Annotated in this window: 16 protein-coding genes; 7 read left to right on the forward strand and 9 right to left on the reverse strand. The window is 64.7% G+C overall.

Going from position 1 to position 18,500, the window contains the following annotated elements; translation table 11 throughout:
- Positions 1-17: 17 nt before the first annotated feature.
- The 5 genes from N825_RS03495 to N825_RS03515 all read right to left on the reverse strand — a co-directional run bounded on the left by N825_RS03495 (position 18) and on the right by N825_RS03515 (position 5,241).
- Positions 18-512 (reverse strand): GFA family protein, encoded by a 495-nt coding sequence (locus tag N825_RS03495; protein WP_037447050.1) that lies wholly within the window; start codon positions 510-512, stop codon positions 18-20.
- 187 nt (positions 513-699) lie between these two features.
- A complete protein-coding gene (locus N825_RS03500; RefSeq protein WP_198038167.1) occupies positions 700-1,755 on the reverse strand; it encodes an MBL fold metallo-hydrolase in 1,056 nt (351 codons plus the stop codon).
- A gap of 68 nt (positions 1,756-1,823) precedes the next feature.
- A complete protein-coding gene (gene nagA, locus N825_RS03505; RefSeq protein ID WP_037447052.1) occupies positions 1,824-2,987 on the reverse strand; it encodes an N-acetylglucosamine-6-phosphate deacetylase in 1,164 nt (387 codons plus the stop codon).
- A 137-nt stretch (positions 2,988-3,124) separates the two neighbouring features.
- Positions 3,125-3,697 carry a GNAT family N-acetyltransferase gene (locus N825_RS03510; protein WP_051511486.1) on the reverse strand — a complete coding sequence of 191 codons (573 nt, stop codon included), beginning with the start codon at positions 3,695-3,697 and terminating at the stop codon, positions 3,125-3,127.
- Positions 3,698-3,720: 23 nt separating this feature from the next.
- Complete coding sequence (locus N825_RS03515; protein WP_037447723.1) at positions 3,721-5,241, reverse strand: MFS transporter; 1,521 nt, start codon at positions 5,239-5,241, stop codon at positions 3,721-3,723.
- A gap of 84 nt (positions 5,242-5,325) precedes the next feature.
- On the opposite strand from N825_RS03515, the gene N825_RS03520 reads away from it, so the two are divergent.
- Together N825_RS03520 and N825_RS40730 are read left to right on the forward strand one after the other, a co-directional pair.
- Positions 5,326-5,868: a TetR/AcrR family transcriptional regulator gene (locus N825_RS03520; RefSeq protein WP_037447054.1), complete on the forward strand. Its 543-nt coding sequence runs from the start codon at positions 5,326-5,328 to the stop codon at positions 5,866-5,868.
- 751 nt (positions 5,869-6,619) lie between these two features.
- Positions 6,620-8,893, forward strand: a complete 2,274-nt coding sequence (locus N825_RS40730; protein ID WP_037447056.1) for a right-handed parallel beta-helix repeat-containing protein — start codon at positions 6,620-6,622, stop codon at positions 8,891-8,893.
- A 43-nt stretch (positions 8,894-8,936) separates the two neighbouring features.
- Here N825_RS40730 and N825_RS03530 read toward each other — a convergent pair whose 3' ends face one another.
- Together N825_RS03530 and N825_RS38665 are read right to left on the reverse strand one after the other, a co-directional pair.
- On the reverse strand, positions 8,937-10,391 hold the full coding sequence (locus N825_RS03530; protein WP_037447058.1) for a catalase: 1,455 nt from the start codon (positions 10,389-10,391) through the stop codon (positions 8,937-8,939).
- Between the two features lie 48 nt (positions 10,392-10,439).
- On the reverse strand, positions 10,440-10,607 hold the full coding sequence (locus tag N825_RS38665) for a hypothetical protein (RefSeq protein ID WP_157618953.1): 168 nt from the start codon (positions 10,605-10,607) through the stop codon (positions 10,440-10,442).
- Between the two features lie 124 nt (positions 10,608-10,731).
- Between N825_RS38665 and N825_RS03535 the strand changes: the two genes are divergently transcribed.
- Positions 10,732-11,676, forward strand: coding sequence for a LysR substrate-binding domain-containing protein (locus N825_RS03535; protein ID WP_051511487.1), 945 nt, complete (start codon positions 10,732-10,734; stop codon positions 11,674-11,676).
- On the opposite strand, the gene N825_RS03540 is transcribed toward N825_RS03535, so the two are convergent.
- Positions 11,660-12,121, reverse strand: coding sequence for a DUF488 domain-containing protein (locus N825_RS03540; RefSeq protein WP_037447731.1), 462 nt, complete (start codon positions 12,119-12,121; stop codon positions 11,660-11,662). The two genes, N825_RS03535 and N825_RS03540, sit on opposite strands and share 17 nt — an antisense overlap.
- A gap of 102 nt (positions 12,122-12,223) precedes the next feature.
- Here N825_RS03540 and N825_RS03545 point away from each other — a divergent pair, with 102 nt between their 5' ends.
- On the forward strand, positions 12,224-13,090 hold the full coding sequence (locus tag N825_RS03545) for a pirin family protein (RefSeq protein ID WP_245612999.1): 867 nt from the start codon (positions 12,224-12,226) through the stop codon (positions 13,088-13,090).
- A gap of 3 nt (positions 13,091-13,093) precedes the next feature.
- Here the strand turns inward: N825_RS03545 and N825_RS03550 are convergent, their stop codons facing one another.
- On the reverse strand, positions 13,094-13,921 hold the full coding sequence (locus tag N825_RS03550; protein WP_037447060.1) for a flagellin: 828 nt from the start codon (positions 13,919-13,921) through the stop codon (positions 13,094-13,096).
- An 86-nt stretch (positions 13,922-14,007) separates the two neighbouring features.
- Between N825_RS03550 and N825_RS03555 the strand changes: the two genes are divergently transcribed.
- The 3 genes from N825_RS03555 to N825_RS03565 all read left to right on the forward strand — a co-directional run bounded on the left by N825_RS03555 (position 14,008) and on the right by N825_RS03565 (position 18,489).
- On the forward strand, positions 14,008-15,843 hold the full coding sequence (locus N825_RS03555; protein ID WP_037447062.1) for an ABC transporter ATP-binding protein: 1,836 nt from the start codon (positions 14,008-14,010) through the stop codon (positions 15,841-15,843).
- A 166-nt stretch (positions 15,844-16,009) separates the two neighbouring features.
- Positions 16,010-16,972: an ABC transporter substrate-binding protein gene (locus N825_RS03560; protein WP_051511488.1), complete on the forward strand. Its 963-nt coding sequence runs from the start codon at positions 16,010-16,012 to the stop codon at positions 16,970-16,972.
- The gene (locus N825_RS03565; RefSeq protein WP_037447064.1) at positions 16,969-18,489 is read left to right on the forward strand and encodes a sugar ABC transporter ATP-binding protein; all 1,521 of its coding nucleotides are present in this window, start codon (positions 16,969-16,971) and stop codon (positions 18,487-18,489) included. The genes N825_RS03560 and N825_RS03565 overlap by 4 nt, the downstream gene beginning before the upstream one ends.
- Positions 18,490-18,500: the final 11 nt, after the last annotated feature.

Here is an 18,500-nt window from a genome sequence, read left to right on the forward strand (position 1 = left end):
GCGCCTTTGCCCCGGGTTCACTCGTCCAGGAGGCCGTGACGACGATGCCAGTCCTCCAGGGACTCGTCGGGATAGCGGGCGAAGTGGACCTCGCCCGGTCCCGACGGTACCTTGACCCACGGCGCCTTGAAGTCGAGCATGATGTGGACACGCTCCGGCGGGGTGGGCAGTGGCGTGTCGATCGCCGACGCGAAGGGATGGACCAGCTCGGGCCAGTCCGGGTCCTCCGCCCACAGCGCCGTGCCGCAATGCTTGCAGAAATGCCGATGTGACGAACCCAGCCGCGGTTCACCGGACTCGTCCGGCTCCCCCAGCGGCGCCCGCCATGTCGCGACCGCCTCGCGACCCTCGACCGTCAGCGTATCGGCGTCGCCGCCGAGGTTGATGGCATAACCTCCGCCGCCATCGCTCTTTCGGCAGATCGTGCAGTAGCACAGCATGAAGGGAACCGGCGTCGGCGAGTTCAGCGAAAACTTGACCGCGCCGCAGCGGCATGAGCCTTCCAGTTTCATGACGTCACCCTGTTTCCTTGATCCGGCATTGCGGGGACTGTAGGTCGGTTAGAGCGTACCGGCACCCGACACCAACTCGCCGGCTTGTCGGGTGCCGGTACGCTCTACCCGGCCTACGGCCCTACAACGACCTGTTCAATTAAGACGCGTCAATAGGGGAGGGGGGCGAGCCTCGGCCCAATCGACCTCACAGCGTCTGGACATAGGCCAGCGGGGCGAAGGCGTAACCGTCGCCCTCGCGCCGAACATGGCCCGCGTTGGGCAGACCCCAGTGATAGCCGAACGCCAGGGCCCTATCGGTCGCCAAGCGGTCGAGCAGCTTGCGCCGCGTCGCCCGCGCCATGGCGGCGTCCATGTCGAACACGGCGGACCAGTCCGGGTTGCGCGCGAACAGGAATGGCACGTTGGTCGTGTCCGCCAGCGCCATCACGGTGTCCGATCCGGACGAGATCTGGAGCGCGGTGTGGCCGGGCGTGTGTCCATACGCCGCCACCGCCTGGAAGCCCGGCACCACCTCCTCGCCGTCCTTGTAGCGCCTGACCCTGTCGCCAAGATCGCCAAAGGTTGACCGAACCAGCGCGAAGGCCTGCTGCATGCCGGCTGGCGCCCGGCTCATCTGGCCGTCGTCCATCCAGAACGCCCATTCGGCTTCCGGCACCAGGATCTCGGCGTTCGGAAAAGCCAGCTTGCCGTCGGTCGTCTTGATGCCCGAGATATGGTCGCCGTGGAAGTGGGAGATCACGATGACGGTGATCGACGCCGGATCGATCCCAGCCGCCGCGAGGTTGCGGCTCATCATGCCGGTGGTCGGACCCAGCTTGCCGCCGCTGCCGGTATCGAGCAGCACCACTTGGCTGCCGGTGTGGACGACCGTCGGCGTGTAGGTGATCCGCAAGGCGTCGGTTGGGCGAAACGCGTCCCGCAAGGCCGCTTGGACCTGATCCACCGGGGCGTTGACGACGAATTTCTCGTCGATCGGCCGCGTGCCATAACCGTCGAACAGGGAGGTCAACTCGAACGATCCAACTTTATAGCGGAAGCTGCCGGGAAGTTGGGCGTTCGCTTGCGCCGGCACGGTCTGGGCGCGGGCGGCGCCGGACATCATCACGGGGGCGGCGGCTGTCGCGGCGGCGGCGACGGTCGCGGTGCCGAGCAAGGTGCGTCTGTTCATCCAATCGGGAGCCATGGCGTCGTTCCTCTCGTGGTTGGCCGGGTCTCTTGGCGAGGCGGCCACATTCCTCATGTAGGGCTCCATGTAGGGCGGCCGTGGCCGAAATCCCCCACCCAGGTCGTCAAACGACCGAAACGGCATCAACCATAATCCGAACGGACACCGCCAACCCAGGTGGACAGCACGTGGTTCTCCCGGTCCAGCAGGACCAGATCCGCTTGGTGTCCCGCCGCCAGCCGGCCATATCGTCCGGCCATCCCCAGGAATGTGGCCGGATACAGCGATGCCATGCGCAGGGCTTCCTCCAGCGGCAGGCCCAGCAGCGATACACAGTTCCGCACGGACGACGCCATGTCGATGTCGGCGCCGCCCAAGGTGCCGCCGGCGGTCACCAGCCTGCCGCCGCGCCGAAAGATGGTCTGGCCGTAAAGCTGGAATTCGGTGATGTCGCTGCCGACCGGCGGCATCGCGTCGGTCACCAGGAACAGCCCACCGGGACCTCTGGCGGCCAGCGCCATCCTCAGGGTCGCCGGATCGACGTGTATATCGTCCACGATGATGCCAGCCCAGGTTCCATTGTCCCGCTCCAGGGCCGCCACCGCGACGCCCGGCTGCCGGCTCGATATCGGCGGCATGGCGTTGAACAGGTGCGTGAAGCCGGTCAGCCCATGTGCGATGGCCGCCTTGGTCCGCAGGTAGCTGGCGACGGTATGCCCGGCGGAGACCAGTACGCCCGCGTTGGCTAGCCGCGCGATTACGGCGTCCTCGACCTCCTCGGGCGCCAGGGTCACCAGCACGCGGCCCCGGGGCAGCCGGGCGGGCAGCCCGCACAGGAACTCCAGGTCCTCCTCATCGATCCGCCGGATATGGCGGGGGTCGTGGACACCGGGCTTCTCGGGGCTGATGAACGGACCTTCGAAGTGGATGCCAAGGATGCCGTTCTCCTGCCGCCCTGCGGCGCCGATCACGGCTTCCGCCGCTGGCCGCATCTTGGCGCGCTCGTCGGTGATCAGGGTAGGCAGCACCCCCGTCCCGCCGAACCGGCGGAGCGCCGCCGCCAGGGTGACGACGGTCGCCTCCGTCGGATCGCCGTTGAGCAACACGCCGCCGGCCCCGTTCGCCTGGACATCGATGAAACCTGGAGCCAGCAGGGCGTCCGGCGGAAGCCGAACCACCTCGGCGCCTGTCGGCGATCGATCCAACGGCGTCACGCCTGTGATGACGGAATCATCCAGTACCAGGGCATGCCCTTCGATGATGTCCTCGCCGGTGAACAACCGGCACCCAACCAGAAGCCGCTTCAAGGAACAGACCTTCTTCAAGGAAACCCGCGCGGCAGACTACATCACCGGCGGGCGCTTGGCATGCCCCGAGCGCTCCCCTCCGACGCCAACCCCAGCTATCTTCGGTCGTCGGAACGGCGCTCCCCGCGTCGTTCGCGTCATGACCGGACTTGATCCCGTGGACACCCACCCAAGGTCTCCCACTCACGCCGCAGGATGGCGTATTGCATGGTGTTCTCGTAGATCGGATTGCCCGCGGCGTCTTTGGTGAACGATACGAACTCGACGAATACGCCTTCCAGGCGCATGCCCAGCTTTTCGCAGAGGCGCCGCGAGGGTTTGTTGTGGTCTTCGACATAGGCGTAAAGTCGGCGAAAACCCTTTGCCCGGAAAAGATGGTCGAGCAGGGCCCTAGCGGCTTCGAACGCATATCCCTGACCACCGAACCGCGGATTGAGGTTCCAGCCGACCGAGGCCGTTTCGTCCTCCTCATCCTCTCCGGCGCCGCCGAACAGATCGCCGATCACCTGACCAGTCCCTTTCAGGCAAATCGCCACGCGGCCCTCGTCGAGGGCGCGCTTCCCGACCTCGATCTCCGCCTCAGCCAAATCCGCGAGCTTGAGCGAGAGGAAGCAGGGGGCGGTGGGTGCGCGTAGATAAGCGAAGAGGTCCGCCGCATCGCCCTCCCGGAAGGGTCTGAGGATCAGGCGCTCGGTTTCGATGATCAGCATGTCCGATACTCCGCGAAAGGGCGTCAATGATGCGCGCGGGAAAGGCCGCGATATCCAGCGAGGGTGAGGAACACCACGACCGCCAGCGCCGCGATCACCAAGGCGGCCGTCGTCAGGAGGACCGCGTGCGTTTGGGTGAAGGCGGCCTTGCCCGCCTCGATCAATGCCGCGCCCTGCTCACCCGGAAGCTCACTGGCGACGATGAAGGCATCTCCGATCGTGCGGGAAGCCTGTTCGGCAAAAGCCTGTGATTGGCTGGCGGGCAGTTCGATGGCGCGACTGAACACGCTCGACATGAAGACGCCGAACAGGGTGATCCCGAGACCGGTGCCCAACTCATGACCCGTCGCCTCCAGCGAGCCCGCCGCGCCGCCCTCGCGACCATCGACGGAGCCCATGATGGCGATCGACGAGGCCGTCAGTCCGATGCTGAGCGTGAGCCCGAGAATGGCAAGCGCGAATGGAACGAGGAAGCCCGGATCGTGGAAGTCGCTTCGCGCGAGAGACACCAGCGCACCCGCCGAGATCAAAAGCGAAACTGTGGTGACCAGCCGCAAACCGAACCGGTTGGACAGGTGGCTCGCGACTGGACCGCCCACGGCCGCCGCCGCCATGATGGGGATCATGAAGATGCCGGCCTGCAGCGGTGTCTTACCCAGCACATATTGCAGTTCCTGCGCCAGCGTCAACTCGACGCCGGCCAGCGTCCCCGATGCGACGATGGCCATGATCAGGCCAGCGACGATCGCGGGATGGGACAGGAGCGACAGGTCCAGCATCGGCTCGGACGACCGGAGTTGCTGGCGCACGAACAGCGTCAAGGCCGCGATGCCGAAGACAACCACCAGAACTATGATTGGCGGAGGCTGCCCGCCGCCGAACCCGGCCTTGACGCCATATACGATTGATATCATGCCGGCGATCAGCGGCAACGCCTGACCGATGGCCCACTTTCCAGACGTGGTCCGTTCGACGCGCGGTAGTAGGACATGGCAGGCCGGCGCCACCAACAGCATTACCGGCACATTGATCAGGAATACCGAGCCCCACCAGAAGTGCTCCAGAAGAGCGCCGCCGACGAGCGGCCCGACCGCGGCGCCGGCGGCTCCGACCATGCCCCAAAGGCCTAGAGCCATGGCGCGCTCGCCCTCATCTTCGAATGTCTTGCGGATAAGTCCCAGCACGCACGGCATGATCATCGAGCCGCCCAGAGCCAGGAGCACGCGCGCGGCGATCAGCATGGCGGAGCTTTGCGCGAAGGCGGCCCATGCCGAGGCCACTCCGAAGATGACGAGGCCGATGAGCAGGATCACGCGGTTGCCAACCCGGTCCGCGAGTGTGCCCATCGGGACCAATAGCCCCGCCATCAGTAGCGGATAGATATCCATGATCCACAGCACTTCGGTGCCGGAGGCATTCAGCGATTGCGTCAGCGTCGGGACGGCGACATGCAGGATTGTCATGTCGAGGACCGCCGGGAGGAAGGCCATCATGACGGCGACGAGGACAAGCCAGCGGTTGGCCGGGAGGGAAGCGGACGACATCATTCACCTGAACAAGGATTGCGCCGCAGATATAAATACATACGTATGGATTTCAATCGCCATCGGTGGTGAAGGAGCGACGAGATGGGCAGAAAACCGACGATCACGCGTGAGGGGTTGCTCGAAATCGCCGAAGGGATCGTTCGCGGTGAAGGCGCGGCCGGCCTGACCATCAATGCCTTGGCCAAGGCGGCCCGCATCTCGAAGGGTGGTGTACAGTATTCATTCTCGTCGAAAGACGATCTGGTCCGCGCGCTGATCGAGAGATGGACGCGCCAATTCGACGAGTTGCTTGGTGGAATGGACGACGTTCCGCCGGCCGACCTCGTCCGGAAGTACATCAGGGTCATGCGCGGTTCGCAGGCGGCCATGAACGCCAAAATGGCCGGGCTGATGATCGCCTACATCCAGAACCCGCAAAACATCGCGGAAACCCGCCAGTGGTACCGTGCCATGTTCGAGCGCCTGGGCGGCGGAGCGCCCGATGCGCAGGCGGCCCGTGTCGCCCTGCTGGCGGTCGAAGGCCTCTTCCTGCTGCGCATCACAGGGATGGATGAAGACGGCGAATGGAGTGCTTTTCTCGACGACGTGGAGAGCGTCTTCGAGCACTTACTGGAGAAACAATAAGCCGCCATCAGGCACAGGTTTGGAGCGAAAACGCTAAGGCAACCACCGCGAAATGATAGACGGTTCGGACGCATCGCCCAGCCCCGTGAGCGCGCTCCGCAACGCGGAAGGAGATCGCCTGTGAATGTTGTGATGAAGGATGACTATCATCAGGAGATTGGCGGACGAACTTCTGATTTCAGATTGAAGTCAGCACACCGGACGAAGCGGGGAGGTGGTGGGATCAAGCCCGATTAGCGCTGACTTAAAGTCCCACTCCTGTTTCGGTCATACCTAGACTTGATCCTGTGGGCTCGCTCCAGGGCATCGATCCTCCCATATCGTCATACCCGGACTTGATCGGGGTATCTTTCCTCGGGAGATTTGCAAATAAAACCGGGGCTCTACATTAAAATTGACATGCCGTCCCGCGTCCCAAGATGCGCGGATCAAGTTCGTTCATGACGAAAAAAGAACTGATGAAGCCTGCGAAGCGTGTAGGTCACTCTTGAGCTGGAGCGGATGCCATCAAGCCCCGGTAGGGCACCGGGATGGCGAAAGCGACCATTAGCGCTCATCCGAGCGCTCCGCAGCCCTTCAAAGTTAATGATTATTTTTAAGAACGAAAATCAAAGCAAACAGTACAAGCAATAGAATTTATTATACGGCCATAACGATGGTTAACCGTCGTAAACATTCAAGCAGATGGCGTTAAATACTTATCAATAACTAGAGTCAATTATGGTGATAGAAAATCGCCAAGGACAGAACCATGACTTACAATCCCGTCGCCATCTCGGCGCTGGCTAAGGACGTCGTTTCCTTTTACGACGCCACACCCACCAAGATGATTTGGGTTTCGCCAAACGGCAGCGACAAGAACTCCGGCACGGAATCGTCACCCTTCAAGACGATCCAGGCCGCGGTCAACGCCGCGAAGCCGGGAACGGCCGTCATGGTCAAGTCGGGCACCTACAAGGAGAACGTAGAGCTCAACAAGCACGGCGGCACCTCCGACAACCCGGTTTGGATCGTCTCGGCCGATGGCAAGGGTTCCGCCAAGATCGTGGCGGCCAGCGACACAAAGCCGGTCATCGTCGGCTATGGCGAGAACAATCTCGTCATCAAGGGCTTCGAGCTGGTCGGCGGAACCGAGGGCATCAAGCTGACCCAGAGCGGGCGGGACCTGACCAAAATGACGACCAATATCGTCATCCAGGACAACATCATTCACGGTCAGTCGATTGACGGCATCAAGACCGCGCAAAGCGTCAACTTCGCGATCGTCGGCAACAAGGTCCACGACATCAAGACCCAGGAAGGCATCGACAACGTCTATATCCGGAACAGCGTCATCGCCAACAACGAGGTCCATGACGTGCGCGGCCTTTCCGGCATCGTCGTCAAGGCCGGTTCCGAGAACGTCAAGATCCTCGACAATTACGTCCACGACGTTCCGGATGGGATATTGGTCGGCGGCTTCAGCAGCGGGCAGGGATCGACCTTCCCCAGCGGCCTCAAATACGAGGCGAAGAACGTCCTGGTCGAAGGCAACCTGGTGGTCGACGCCTCCAAGCACGCGGTCAACGTCTATGGCGCGATCAACAGCCAGATCACCGGCAACAGTCTGTCGAATGCCGGCAAGCAGTCGGTCGTCAACGTCAGCACGGACAATCTGGGCTATGTTTCCCAGGGCATCCAAATCACCGACAACATCGTTTCGAAAACGTCTTGGCTGACCTCGAAGCCGAATTCGGTCAGTGGAAATTCCGGCAATACCACCACGGGATCGTTCGATCCGAACTCCGTTGGTCCCTCGGCCCTGGTCGAGACCGTGACCAAGCCGGTCACGCCCCCCGCCTCGACCACTCCCGTGGTCACGCCACCCACCTCAGGCATCCCGATCAAGGGTCTGCTGGGTGACTGGACCGAGAGCGGCTCGACCACCAAGGTGTTCAAGGGTGGTTCGGGCGCCGATACCCTCAAGGGAACCGCCGGCAACGACCACATCGACGGTGGCGCCGGCGCCGACACCATGCAGGGTGGCAAGGGCGACGACACCTATGTGGTCGGATCGAGGTTCGATGTCGTAATCGAGAAACCGGGCGAGGGGATCGACACGATCCTGCTGTGGGACAAGAGCTACACGATCCCAGCCAATGTCGAGAACCTGATCATCAAGACATCGGCGGGCGCCACCGTTATCGACAATGGCATGGACAACATGCTGACCGCCGGTGCCGGCAAGGACACCTTCGTCTTCACGGCCGGGCATGGCGATGACCTGATCAGGAACTTCCAAGTCGGTCAGGACACCATCCAACTCGACGGTTCCGTGGCGGCCTCGGCGATCAAGGTGGCGCAGACCGCGGCCGGCGACCTGATCATCCTGGACGGTGCCGATTCGATCACGCTTACCGGCGTCGCGGCGACCACCAGCCTCGCGAGTGTCATCTCAAACCTGCCGGTGTCGGCGAAGCCCGCGATTTCCGTGGTCGGCGCCCAGGGTGACTGGAAGGACGGCGGTGCCACCACCAAGGCGTTCAAGGGCGGCAATGGCGCCGACACCCTCAAGGGATCGGCCGGCAACGACCACATCGACGGGGGTGCCGGACACGACACCATGATCGGCGGCAAGGGCGACGACACCTATGTCGTCGGATCGAAGTTCGACAACGTGGTCGAGAAAGCGGGTGAGGGGATCGACACCATCCTGCTGTGGGACAAATCCTTCACCCTCTCCGACAACGTCGAGAACCTGGTGATCAAGACATCGGCGGGTGCCGCGGTCACCGACAACGCGCTCGACAACATCCTGACGGCCAGCGTCGGAAAGGACACCTTCATCTTCACGAAGAACCACGGTGACGACCTGATCCGGGACTTCCAGGTCGGTCAGGACATCGTCAAATTTGATGCCTCGGTCTCGTTGGCCGACATCAAGGTGGCACAGACCAGCGCCGGCGACATGGTGCTCCAGCATGGCGAACAATCGGTCACGCTGGTCGGTGTCGACGCCCACACCGACCTCGCCAGCCTGTTCTGATCGGAAGCGGGGGATGGGCGTGGCGCCCATCCCCCTGCCATCCTCACTCGGCGGCGACGGCGACCGGCTCGACCGTCAGCCGCTTCGCCACTCCCGCCGCGTAGGCGGGATCGGCCTTCTCGAAGTGGCCCAGCTGACGCCGCTGGATCGCCACCGGAGCTTGGCCTAGCGAGCCCGCGATGTTGTCCATCAGCCGCTCTCGGGCGTCGTCGTCCATCAGGCGGAACAGGTCGCCGGCTTGGGTGTGGTCGTCGTTGCCGATCCTGTGGTTGTAACGGGCGGCGTCGCCGTGGATCGCCAGGGCGGGTTCGGCGAAGCGGCCGTCATCCACCGGACCCCCGAAGCTGTTGGGCTGGTAGTTCGGCGTCCCGCCGCCATTGCCATCGAACCGCATCGCTCCATCCCGCTGATAGCTGTGGACGGGAGCGGCGTGCGGCCGATTGACCGGCAGCAGGCCGTAGTTGCCGCCCAGGCGGTAGCGATGGGCGTCGGCATAGGCGAACAACCGGCCCTGGAGCATCTTGTCCGGGCTGAAGCCGATGCCGGGAACCACATTGGCCGGGCTGAACGCCGCCTGCTCGACCTCGGCGAAGAAGTTCTCCGGGTTGCGGTTCAGTTCCAGATGACCGATCTCGATCAGCGGATAGTCCTTGTGGCGCCACACCTTGGTCAGGTCGAACGGATCGAAGCCATAGGCGTCGGCCTCGGCTTCCGGCATGATCTGGACATAGACGCGCCAGCTTGGGAATTCGCCGTCCATGATCGAGCCGAACAGGTCGCGGGTCGCGTGGTCGGGATCGACGCCCGCCATCTGGACCGCTTGATCACCGGTGAAGTTTTGGATGCCCTGGTTGGTCTTGAAGTGATACTTGATCCAGAACCGCTCGCCCTGCTCGTTGATCCACGAGAAGGTGTGGCTGCCGAAACCGTCCATGTGGCGATATCCCCGCGGCGTGCCGCGGTCGCTGAACAGGATAGTCAACTGATGCAGCGTCTCCGGCGACAGCGAGAAGAAGTCCCACACCATGGTCGGGCTCTTCAGGTTGGTCAGCGGATCGCGCTTCTGCGTGTGGATGAAGTCCGGGAACTTCATCGGGTCGCGGACGAAGAAGACCGGCGTGTTGTTGCCGACCAGATCGTAATTGCCTTCCTCGGTGTAGAACTTCAGAGCGAAGCCGCGCGGATCGCGCTCGGCGTCGGCGGAACCCTTCTCGCCGCCGACGGTGGAGAAGCGCAGGAAGACCTCCGTCTCCTTGCCGATCCGGTTGAGGAACGCCGCCTTGGTCCAAGCCGACACGTCGCGCGTCACCCGGAAGACGCCATAGGCGCCGGCGCCCTTGGCGTGGACGACCCGCTCGGGAATCCGCTCGCGGTTGAAATGGGCCAGCTTCTCGATCAGGTGAAAATCCTGCATCAGCACCGGGCCGCGTGGGCCGGCGGTGAGGGAGTTCTGGTTGTCGCCGACGGGAATGCCGAATGTGGTGGTGAGCGTGCTCATGAACTCGAATCCTCCGGTAAATCACTAATCAAGGGGACCGAAGCCGGGTCAGCGGATGGCGCTGGCGATGCGGCGACGGTGGCGGTGGACTTTCAGGAGCAGGTCGGCTGGCAAATCGCCTTGGACGCGCAAGCCGCCACCCTGTAATTCGAGCCGCCCGCCGTGACGGGTGACCTGATCGATCAACTGGCGAAGGCTCTTGCGTAGTCTGGTCATTGGCTGGGGCCGGTCATTGGTCGTGGTCTCCTCTGGGCTTCACGATGCCCGCAACGGCGTGATATGACCAATCGATGGTTTGGATTGTATCGATAAGCATCGCCTATCGAATTGGGAGCCTGTCTTGAGCCTCGCCGGTCTATCCCTGCGTGACTTGGAATACCTCGTCGCCGTCGCCGAACTCCGCCATTTCGGTCATGCTGCGAACCAGTGCGGCGTCAGCCAACCAGCGCTCAGCGGCCAGATCCGCAAGCTGGAGGAATTGCTGGGAACGCCCGTGTTCGAACGCGCCGGCAAGAAGGTGCTGATGACCCCGCGCGGCGACGCGCTGGTGAGCCAAGCGCGCCGCGTCCTGACTGAGGCGCGTCAGCTGGTGGAATTGGCGCGCGATCTCAACGAACCGCTGACCGGCCGGCTCTGCCTCAGCGCCATCCAAACGCTTGGACCCTACCTTTTCCCCCATGTGCTGAGGCCGCTCCGCGACCAGTTCCCCAAGCTCGACCTGATCCTGGGCGAGGGCAAGACCGAGGAGCTTCTGGCCAGCCTCCGCGATGGCCGCATCGACGTGGTGCTGGCGGCCCTGCCGATCACCGACCGCACCCTGACCGCCGAGCCGCTGTTCTTCGAGCCCTTCCTGCTGGCCCATCCCGCCGGCCACCGCTTGGCATCATCCCCGGCGGTCACGATCGCCGACCTGCCGGTCGAGGGCCTGATGCTGCTGGAGGAGGGGCACTGCCTGCGGGATCAGGCCCTGGCGCTCTGCGGCGCGGGGGGATCGGTGGCGCCGCGCGCGCGTCACGCCACCAGCCTGGAGACGCTCCGCCACATGGTCGCCGCCGGAGCCGGCCACACGCTGATGCCGGCGCTGGCGGCGGGCGAGGGGGATACACTGGGCGGGCTGATCGTCTACCGCCCGTTCAGGCCCGATCCGCCTGGGCGGACGATCGCGTTGATCTGGCGGACCAGCGATCAGCGTTCCAGCCAGTTCCACCTGCTGGCCGACTGTCTGGCCAATGCCGCGCTTGGCGCGCGGTCATCCCTACCCCCGCGCCTCACACCACCGCGGTAGGGTGGATGTGCTCGATCCGAAAGCCGAACCGGTCCGCCAGGGCGTCGGCGACGCGCTGGCGGTGGCAGACCGCCGGGTCCGCCTCGAAGCAGAGCAGGGCGCTGGGACGCTCCCGCGCGACCTCGGCGGCGCGCAGCAGGTCGAACTCGGCCTCCGGAGTCGCCATGCGCTCATCGACGATTTGCCAGAATAGATCGTAGTCGCGCCGCTTGGCGGCGATCCTGCCCTCCTTCGGCGTGCCCAGCCCCTTCAGGTGCAGGTACTCGATGCCGGTCGCCTCCAGCGAGGCTCGCAGGGTGCTCTTGGAAAAGCCGGCGCGCCGCGAGAGCGGCAGGTCGCGGACATCCATCAGCACCTTGACGCCGGCCTGCTTGAGCGACGACAGCAGGGCGTCGGATGACGCCCGTTCGTATCCGATGGTCCAGATCGTCGGTGCGGCGGCCATGGCGGTTTCCTTATTTTGGCGCATTCCGACAAACCCTTTGGCGTCGGCTGGTGTATCGTTCAGGAGAACATACCCGAAGAAATCAGTTCGAGGAGGATCGCGGTGGAACTGGATACCCTTGTCGTGGCCCGCACCGGCGATATCGGTGGCTTCGAGGTTCGCCGCGCCTTGCCCTCGGTCAAGCGTCGCATGGTTGGGCCGTTCGTCTTCCTGGACCAGATGGGGCCGGGAGAGTTCCTGACCGGCAAGGGACTGGATGTCAGGCCCCATCCGCATATCGGGCTCTCGACCGTGACCTACCTGTTCCAGGGCGAGATCCTGCACCGGGACAGCTTGGGCACCATCAAGACGATCCAGCCCGGCGCCATCAACTGGATGACGGCTGGTCGCGGCATCTCCCATTCGGAGCGGACCGGTCCCGAGCTTCGGGCGACCGGCTCGAACCTCTACGGCATCCAGTCCTGGGTGGCGCTGCCGCATCACTTGGAGGAAACCGATCCCGCCTTCGTCCACTATCCCGTTCACGAACTGCCGGTGATCGAGGGCGAGGGCAAGTGGGTCCGCGTCATCGCGGGGTCGATGTACGGCGCCGTATCGCCCGTCGCGACCGCGACCGAAACCTTCTACGCCGACGTGGCCTTGCAGGCCGGCGTTGGTATTCCCCTGCCGTCCGACCAGGAGGAGCGTGCCGTCTATGTGGCCGAGGGACGGATCGAGATCGCCGGCGACATCTTCGAGCCCGGCCAGCTTCTGGTGTTCCGTCCGGGTGACGAGATCACCATCAACGCCCTGGAACCGGCTCGGCTGATGCTGCTCGGCGGCGCCGCGATGGATGGCCCGCGCCACATCTGGTGGAACTTCGTGTCCAGTTCCAAGGACAGGATCGAGCAAGCCAAGGCCGACTGGAAAGCCGGCCTCTTCGGCCAAGTCCCCGACGACCAGGAGTTCATCCCGCTACCGGACCGGTAGTTCCTACTGGAACAGGCCCAATAGCGACTTCGACGACTGGTTGGAGATCGATAGGGCCTGTCCCGCCAATTGCTGCTTGACCTGGGCCGCCTGGAGCGCCGCCGCCTCCTTGGTCAGGTCGGCGTCGGTGATCTCGCCGATTCCCGTGGTGGTGGCGTCAACGATCGAGTTGTTGGACTTGATCGAGTTATCGACGCTCTTCGCGCTGGCGGCCAGCGAGTTCAGGGCGGTTCCCAGACTGTCCTGCGCCGTCGCGACGGTGCCGCCCGGCTGGATCAGGGCGGCGGCCGAACTGGCCGACGACACATCAGCGTTGGTCAGGGCGTCGACCAGCGAGGTTTGCAGATCCTGCGCCTTGACTGTGACCGATCCGCCGCTGCCATTGGATACGATCTTCTGATCGGAGGCGCCCTGTTCCAACAGGTTGACGCCATTGTACTTGGCATCCTTGACGAAGGCGCCGATGTCGCCGACTTGGCTCTTGTACTGGTCCTGATAGTTGGCGCGGTCTTGGGCGCTGAGCGACGGATCCGAGAGCTTGATCAACGTCGCTTTGACATCCTGGAGGGATGATGAGATGAACTGTCCGGCCTTCACCGCGACATCGATCATGCCCTTGCCGACGGCTAGCCGCTCGTTCGCGGCACCCAGCACGGCGGCGTCGCCCCGCAAGCCTTCCGCCACGCTGAAGGCGGCCCCGTCGTCATAGGCGTCGGCGACCTTCCGGCCGCTGGCGATCCGCTTCTGCGACGTGTGAACGGCGCTGTCGGCGGAGTTGAGCCCCCGAAGCGCCGAATACGAACTGGTGCTGGTGTTGACGGAACTGATCATGGCGTCACCTCAGTATTAGACATACCTCTTTATCGTGGAAAATTCAATCTTGTTCAGCGCCAGTCCAAAGGCCAGCCGAGTCATCAATGCACGCCTTCTTTGAAAACCTGCTCGACGCCCTCGCTCCCGCCGAGGTGGTTCAGCCTCCCCGACGACCCGGCGCATTCATCGGCTATTTCCTCAAGCCGATCCGGGGGTTGCTGATCGTCACGCTGGTTGTGTCCGGCTTGGCGTCGTTCTCGGAGCTGGCGCTCTACGCCTTCACCGGCTGGCTGGTCGACTGGATGGCGGCGACACCGCGCGAGGAATTCCTCGCGACGCACGGCTGGGCCCTTGCCGGCATGGTGGCGGTGGCGATCGTGCTTCGGCCGCTGCTGGTGCTGGGATCGCGCGGGCTGATCAACCTGACCCTGATCCCGGCGCTGACCAGTCAGGTCCGCTGGCGGAACTACCGCTGGGTGCTGCGGCAGAGCCTGACCTTCTTCCAGAACGACTTCGCCGGCCGGGTGGCGCAGAAGGTGATGCAGACTGGCCCGGCGCTACGCGAGGCCGTCGTCAACGTGATCGACGGCGTGTGGTTCCTGATCACCTTCCTGATCGGCGCCGTGGCCCTGTTCGCGGCATTGGACTGGCGCCTGCTGCTGCCGGTGCTGGGTTGGATCGCCGCCTACGCCGCCGTCATCTGGATCATGGTCCCGCCGGTCCGCCGCAAGTCGGAGACGTTGTCCGAGGCGACCTCGGCGCTGACGGGCAGGGTGGTCGACAGCTACACCAACATCCTGTCGGTCAAGCTGTTCGCCCACGCCGAGCGCGAGGACGAATTCGTCCGAAGTGGGCTGGTCCGCCAGCTCGCGGCCTACCGCGTGGTGATGCGCGCCATCTTCGACATGACGGTGGCCTTGACCGTGATCAACAGCCTGCTGCTGTTCGCCATGACCGCGTTGGCGATCCACCTGTGGCTGGCGGGATCGATCTCGACCGGCTCGATCGCGGTGGCGACCGGCCTGATCATCCGGCTGACCCAGATGTCGGGCTGGATCCTCCGCACCGTCACGACCCTGTTCGAGAACATCGGCACGATCGAGAACGGGATCGAGACCATCGCGCGGCCCCATTCCGTGACCGACCGGCCGAACGCGCCCGATCTCGTGGTCAGCCGCGGCGCCATCCGGTTCGACGCCATCCGCTTCCACTACGGCAAGGCGGGCGGCGTGATCGACGACCTGTCGCTGGATATCAGGCCGGGCGAGAAGGTCGGGCTGGTCGGCCGCTCGGGTGCCGGCAAATCGACGCTGGTCAATCTGCTGCTGCGCTTCCACGACTTGGAGGGCGGCCGCATCCTGATCGACGGCATGGACATCTCCCAGGTGACCCAGTCGAGCCTGCGGGCCCAGATCGGCGTCGTCAGCCAGGATACCGGCCTGCTCCACCGCTCGATCGCCGACAACATCCGCTATGGCAGGCCGGATGCCACCGGCGACGACATGGTCCGCGCGGCGCGTCTGGCGGAGGCCGACCATTTCATCGACGGCCTTTCCGATCAGCGGGGCCGCGGCGGCTACGATGTCCTGGTCGGCGAGCGCGGCGTCAAGCTGTCGGGCGGCCAGCGCCAGCGGATCGCCATCGCCCGCGTCATCCTGAAGGACGCCCCGATCCTGGTGCTGGACGAGGCGACCTCGGCCCTCGATTCCGAGGTCGAGGCCGCCATCCAGGACCAGCTGACGCATCTGATGGCCGGCAAGACCGTGATCGCCATCGCCCACCGCCTGTCCACCATAGCGGCGCTGGATCGTCTGGTCGTGATGGATGGCGGCCGCGTCATCGAACAGGGCAGCCACGCCGAACTGGTCCGGCGCGGCGGCCTCTACGCCCGTCTGTGGGAGCGCCAGTCCGGGGGCTTCCTGGGGCTCCCGGTCGAGTGAGAAGTGCGTCAACCCGCCGCATGGGGATCTTGACGGAAGGCCGGTGACGGGTGTTTGATTGGCGTTCGAACAAACTAGAACGCACGTCACGAAACGGCGCCCAAGGCCTCAAAGAGTCGCAAGCACAATCAAGCACTCGGGGCCGGCATCCACAGGGAGGAAGCACATGAAGAAACTACTGGCCGCCACGGGTCTGGCCTTGGCGCTCGCCTTCACCCACAGCCCCGCGCAGGCCCAAAAGCCGACGATTCCCATCATCGTCAAGGACACCACGTCGTTCTATTGGCAGATCGTCCTGGCCGGAGCCCGGCAGGCCGGCAAGGACCTCGGCGTCACCGTCCAGGAGCTGGGAGCGCAGTCGGAGGCCGACATCAACGGCCAGATCGGCATCCTGGAGAACGCCGTCTCCAGCAATCCGGCCGCCGTCGTGATCTCCCCGACCCAGTTCGCGGCCCTCGGGCCGGCGATCACCGAGTCGGCGCGTCAGGTCAAGATCATCGGCATCGACAGCGCCGCCGACAGCAAGTCGTTCACCTCGTTCCTGACCACCGACAACGTCCAGGGTGGCCGCGCCGCCGCCGACGCCATCGCCGCCGCGATCGCCCAGAAGTATGGCGCCGCGGAGGGTGACATCGCTCTGATCACCTCGCTTCCGGGCGTCGGCTCGCTCGACCAGCGGGCGCAGGGCTTCAAGGAGCAGCTGGCGGCCAAGTATCCCAAGCTGAAGCTGGTCGCCGACCGCGTCGCCGACGGTCAGCCGACCACCGGCCTCAACATCATGACCGACCTGATCACCGCCAGCCCCAACCTGCGCGGCGTCTTCGCCAGCAATCTGATCATGGCCCAGGGCGCCGGCCAGGCCATCGCCGAGAACAACCTGGGCGACAAGATCAAGCTGATCGGCTTCGACAACGACGAGCGTCTGGTCAGCTTCCTCAGCGAGGGCGTCATCGCCGCCCTGGTCGTCCAGGACCCGTACCGCATGGGTTATGACGGCATCAAGACCGCCCTGGCCGCCTCCAAGGGCGAGGCCGTGCCAGCCGATGTCGACACCGGCGTCAACGTCATCACCAAGGCCAACATGAACGAGAAGCGGTCGCAGGAGCTGTTGAACCCGAAGGTCAAATGATGACCGCGGCGCTCAGGGAGGCGCCGGCGTTCCCCGCCGGCGTCGCCACGCTCGAACTCCGCAAGCTCGACAAGCGCTTCGCCGGCACCCACGCGCTGAAGGCGGTCAGCCTCAGCTTCATGCCCGGCGAGGTCCACGCCATCGTCGGCGAGAACGGCGCCGGCAAATCGACGCTGATCAAGCTGCTGACGGGGGTCCACCTCAAGACCTCCGGCTCGATCCTGTGGCAGGGGCGGGAGGTCGAGTTCTCCGGTCCGCAGGATGCCCTGGCGCTCGGCATCAACGCGGTCCACCAGGAGGTCGTGCTGTGCCCGCACCTGACGGTCGCGGCCAACATCTTCCTGGGCGACGAGGACACCCGGTTCGGCCTGCTCCGCAAGCGGGAGATGAACCGGCGGGCGCAGGAGATCCTGGACGGGCTGGGCTTCCACCTGCCCGCCGCGGCCATGCTCAGTGACCTGACGATTGGCCAGCAGCAGCTGGTCGCCACCGCCCGAGCCGCCAGCCGGGGCACCCGCTTCCTGGTGTTCGACGAGCCGACCGGCTACCTGACCCGGGCGGAGACGGATCAGCTGTTCGCGCTGATCCGGCGGCTGCACGGCGAGGGCGTCACGATCATCTACATCAGCCACCGGATGGAGGAGATCTTCCAGATCGCCGACCGCGTCTCGGTGCTGCGCGACGGCCAGCTGATCGGGACCCATGTGGTGGCCGAGACCAACGAGCGCGACCTGATCCGCGAGATGGTCAACCGCCCGCTGGACGAGATCCACCACAAGGAGGTCATCCCGCTGGGCGAGACGCTGCTCGAGGTCACCGGCCTCAGCGGCCCCGGCTTCCAGGACGTCTCGCTCAAGGTCAGGCGCGGCGAGATCGTCGGGCTCTATGGCCTGATCGGCGCCGGGCGGAGCGAGTTCGTCCAGTGCCTGTTCGGCCGCACCCACAAGACGGCCGGCGATGTCAAACTGCGCGGCAAGCCGGTCGAGTTCCGCCGAGAGGCCGACGCCATCGAGAGCGGCATCGTCCTGCTACCGGAAAGCCGCCGCGACCAGGGCCTCTGCCTCAACCTGCCGGTAGGATTCAACCTCAACCTGCCGGTCTTCCACAAGATCAGCGTCGCCGGCCTGATCCAGCCGGGCGAGGAGCGCGGCCGCTCCGACAAGCAGATGCGCGACCTGCGGATCGTCGCCGCGTCGCGCGGGGTCGACGCGCTGACCCTATCCGGCGGCAACCAGCAGAAGATCGTGATCGGCAAGTGGCTGAACCACGGCGCCGACCTCTTCATCTTCGACGAGCCGACGGTCGGCGTCGATGTCGGCACCAAGGCCGAGATCTACAAGCTGATGGCGGTGCTGCTCCGCGCCGGCGCCGGGATCATCCTGATCTCCTCCTACCTGCCGGAGGTCTACGACCTGGGCGACACGCTGCACGTCTTCCGCAAGGGCCGGCTGACCGCCAGTTTCCCGCACAAGCGGGTCGATCACGAAACCATCCTGGCCGAGGCCATCGGGACCTGACAAGAATGGGT

The sequence above is a fragment of the Skermanella stibiiresistens SB22 genome (assembly GCF_000576635.1).
GTDB classification, from domain to species: Bacteria; Pseudomonadota; Alphaproteobacteria; order Azospirillales; family Azospirillaceae; genus Skermanella; species Skermanella stibiiresistens.

Excerpts from the sequence above, each read along its gene's own strand:
- N825_RS03495 (WP_037447050.1), bottom strand. The coding sequence starts at position 512 with ATGAAACTGGAAGGCTCATGCCGCTGCGGCGCGGTCAAGTTTTCGCTG.
- N825_RS03500 (WP_198038167.1), bottom strand. The coding sequence starts at position 1,755 with ATGAGGAATGTGGCCGCCTCGCCAAGAGACCCGGCCAACCACGAGAGG.
- N825_RS03510 (WP_051511486.1), bottom strand. The coding sequence starts at position 3,697 with ATGCTGATCATCGAAACCGAGCGCCTGATCCTCAGACCCTTCCGGGAG.
- N825_RS03515 (WP_037447723.1), bottom strand. The coding sequence starts at position 5,241 with ATGTCGTCCGCTTCCCTCCCGGCCAACCGCTGGCTTGTCCTCGTCGCC.
- N825_RS03520 (WP_037447054.1), top strand. The coding sequence starts at position 5,326 with ATGGGCAGAAAACCGACGATCACGCGTGAGGGGTTGCTCGAAATCGCC.
- N825_RS40730 (WP_037447056.1), top strand. The coding sequence starts at position 6,620 with ATGACTTACAATCCCGTCGCCATCTCGGCGCTGGCTAAGGACGTCGTT.
- N825_RS03530 (WP_037447058.1), bottom strand. The coding sequence starts at position 10,391 with ATGAGCACGCTCACCACCACATTCGGCATTCCCGTCGGCGACAACCAG.
- N825_RS38665 (WP_157618953.1), bottom strand. The coding sequence starts at position 10,607 with ATGACCAGACTACGCAAGAGCCTTCGCCAGTTGATCGATCAGGTCACC.
- N825_RS03540 (WP_037447731.1), bottom strand. The coding sequence starts at position 12,121 with ATGGCCGCCGCACCGACGATCTGGACCATCGGATACGAACGGGCGTCA.
- N825_RS03550 (WP_037447060.1), bottom strand. The coding sequence starts at position 13,921 with ATGATCAGTTCCGTCAACACCAGCACCAGTTCGTATTCGGCGCTTCGG.
- N825_RS03555 (WP_037447062.1), top strand. The coding sequence starts at position 14,008 with ATGCACGCCTTCTTTGAAAACCTGCTCGACGCCCTCGCTCCCGCCGAG.
- N825_RS03560 (WP_051511488.1), top strand. The coding sequence starts at position 16,010 with ATGAAGAAACTACTGGCCGCCACGGGTCTGGCCTTGGCGCTCGCCTTC.
- N825_RS03565 (WP_037447064.1), top strand. The coding sequence starts at position 16,969 with ATGATGACCGCGGCGCTCAGGGAGGCGCCGGCGTTCCCCGCCGGCGTC.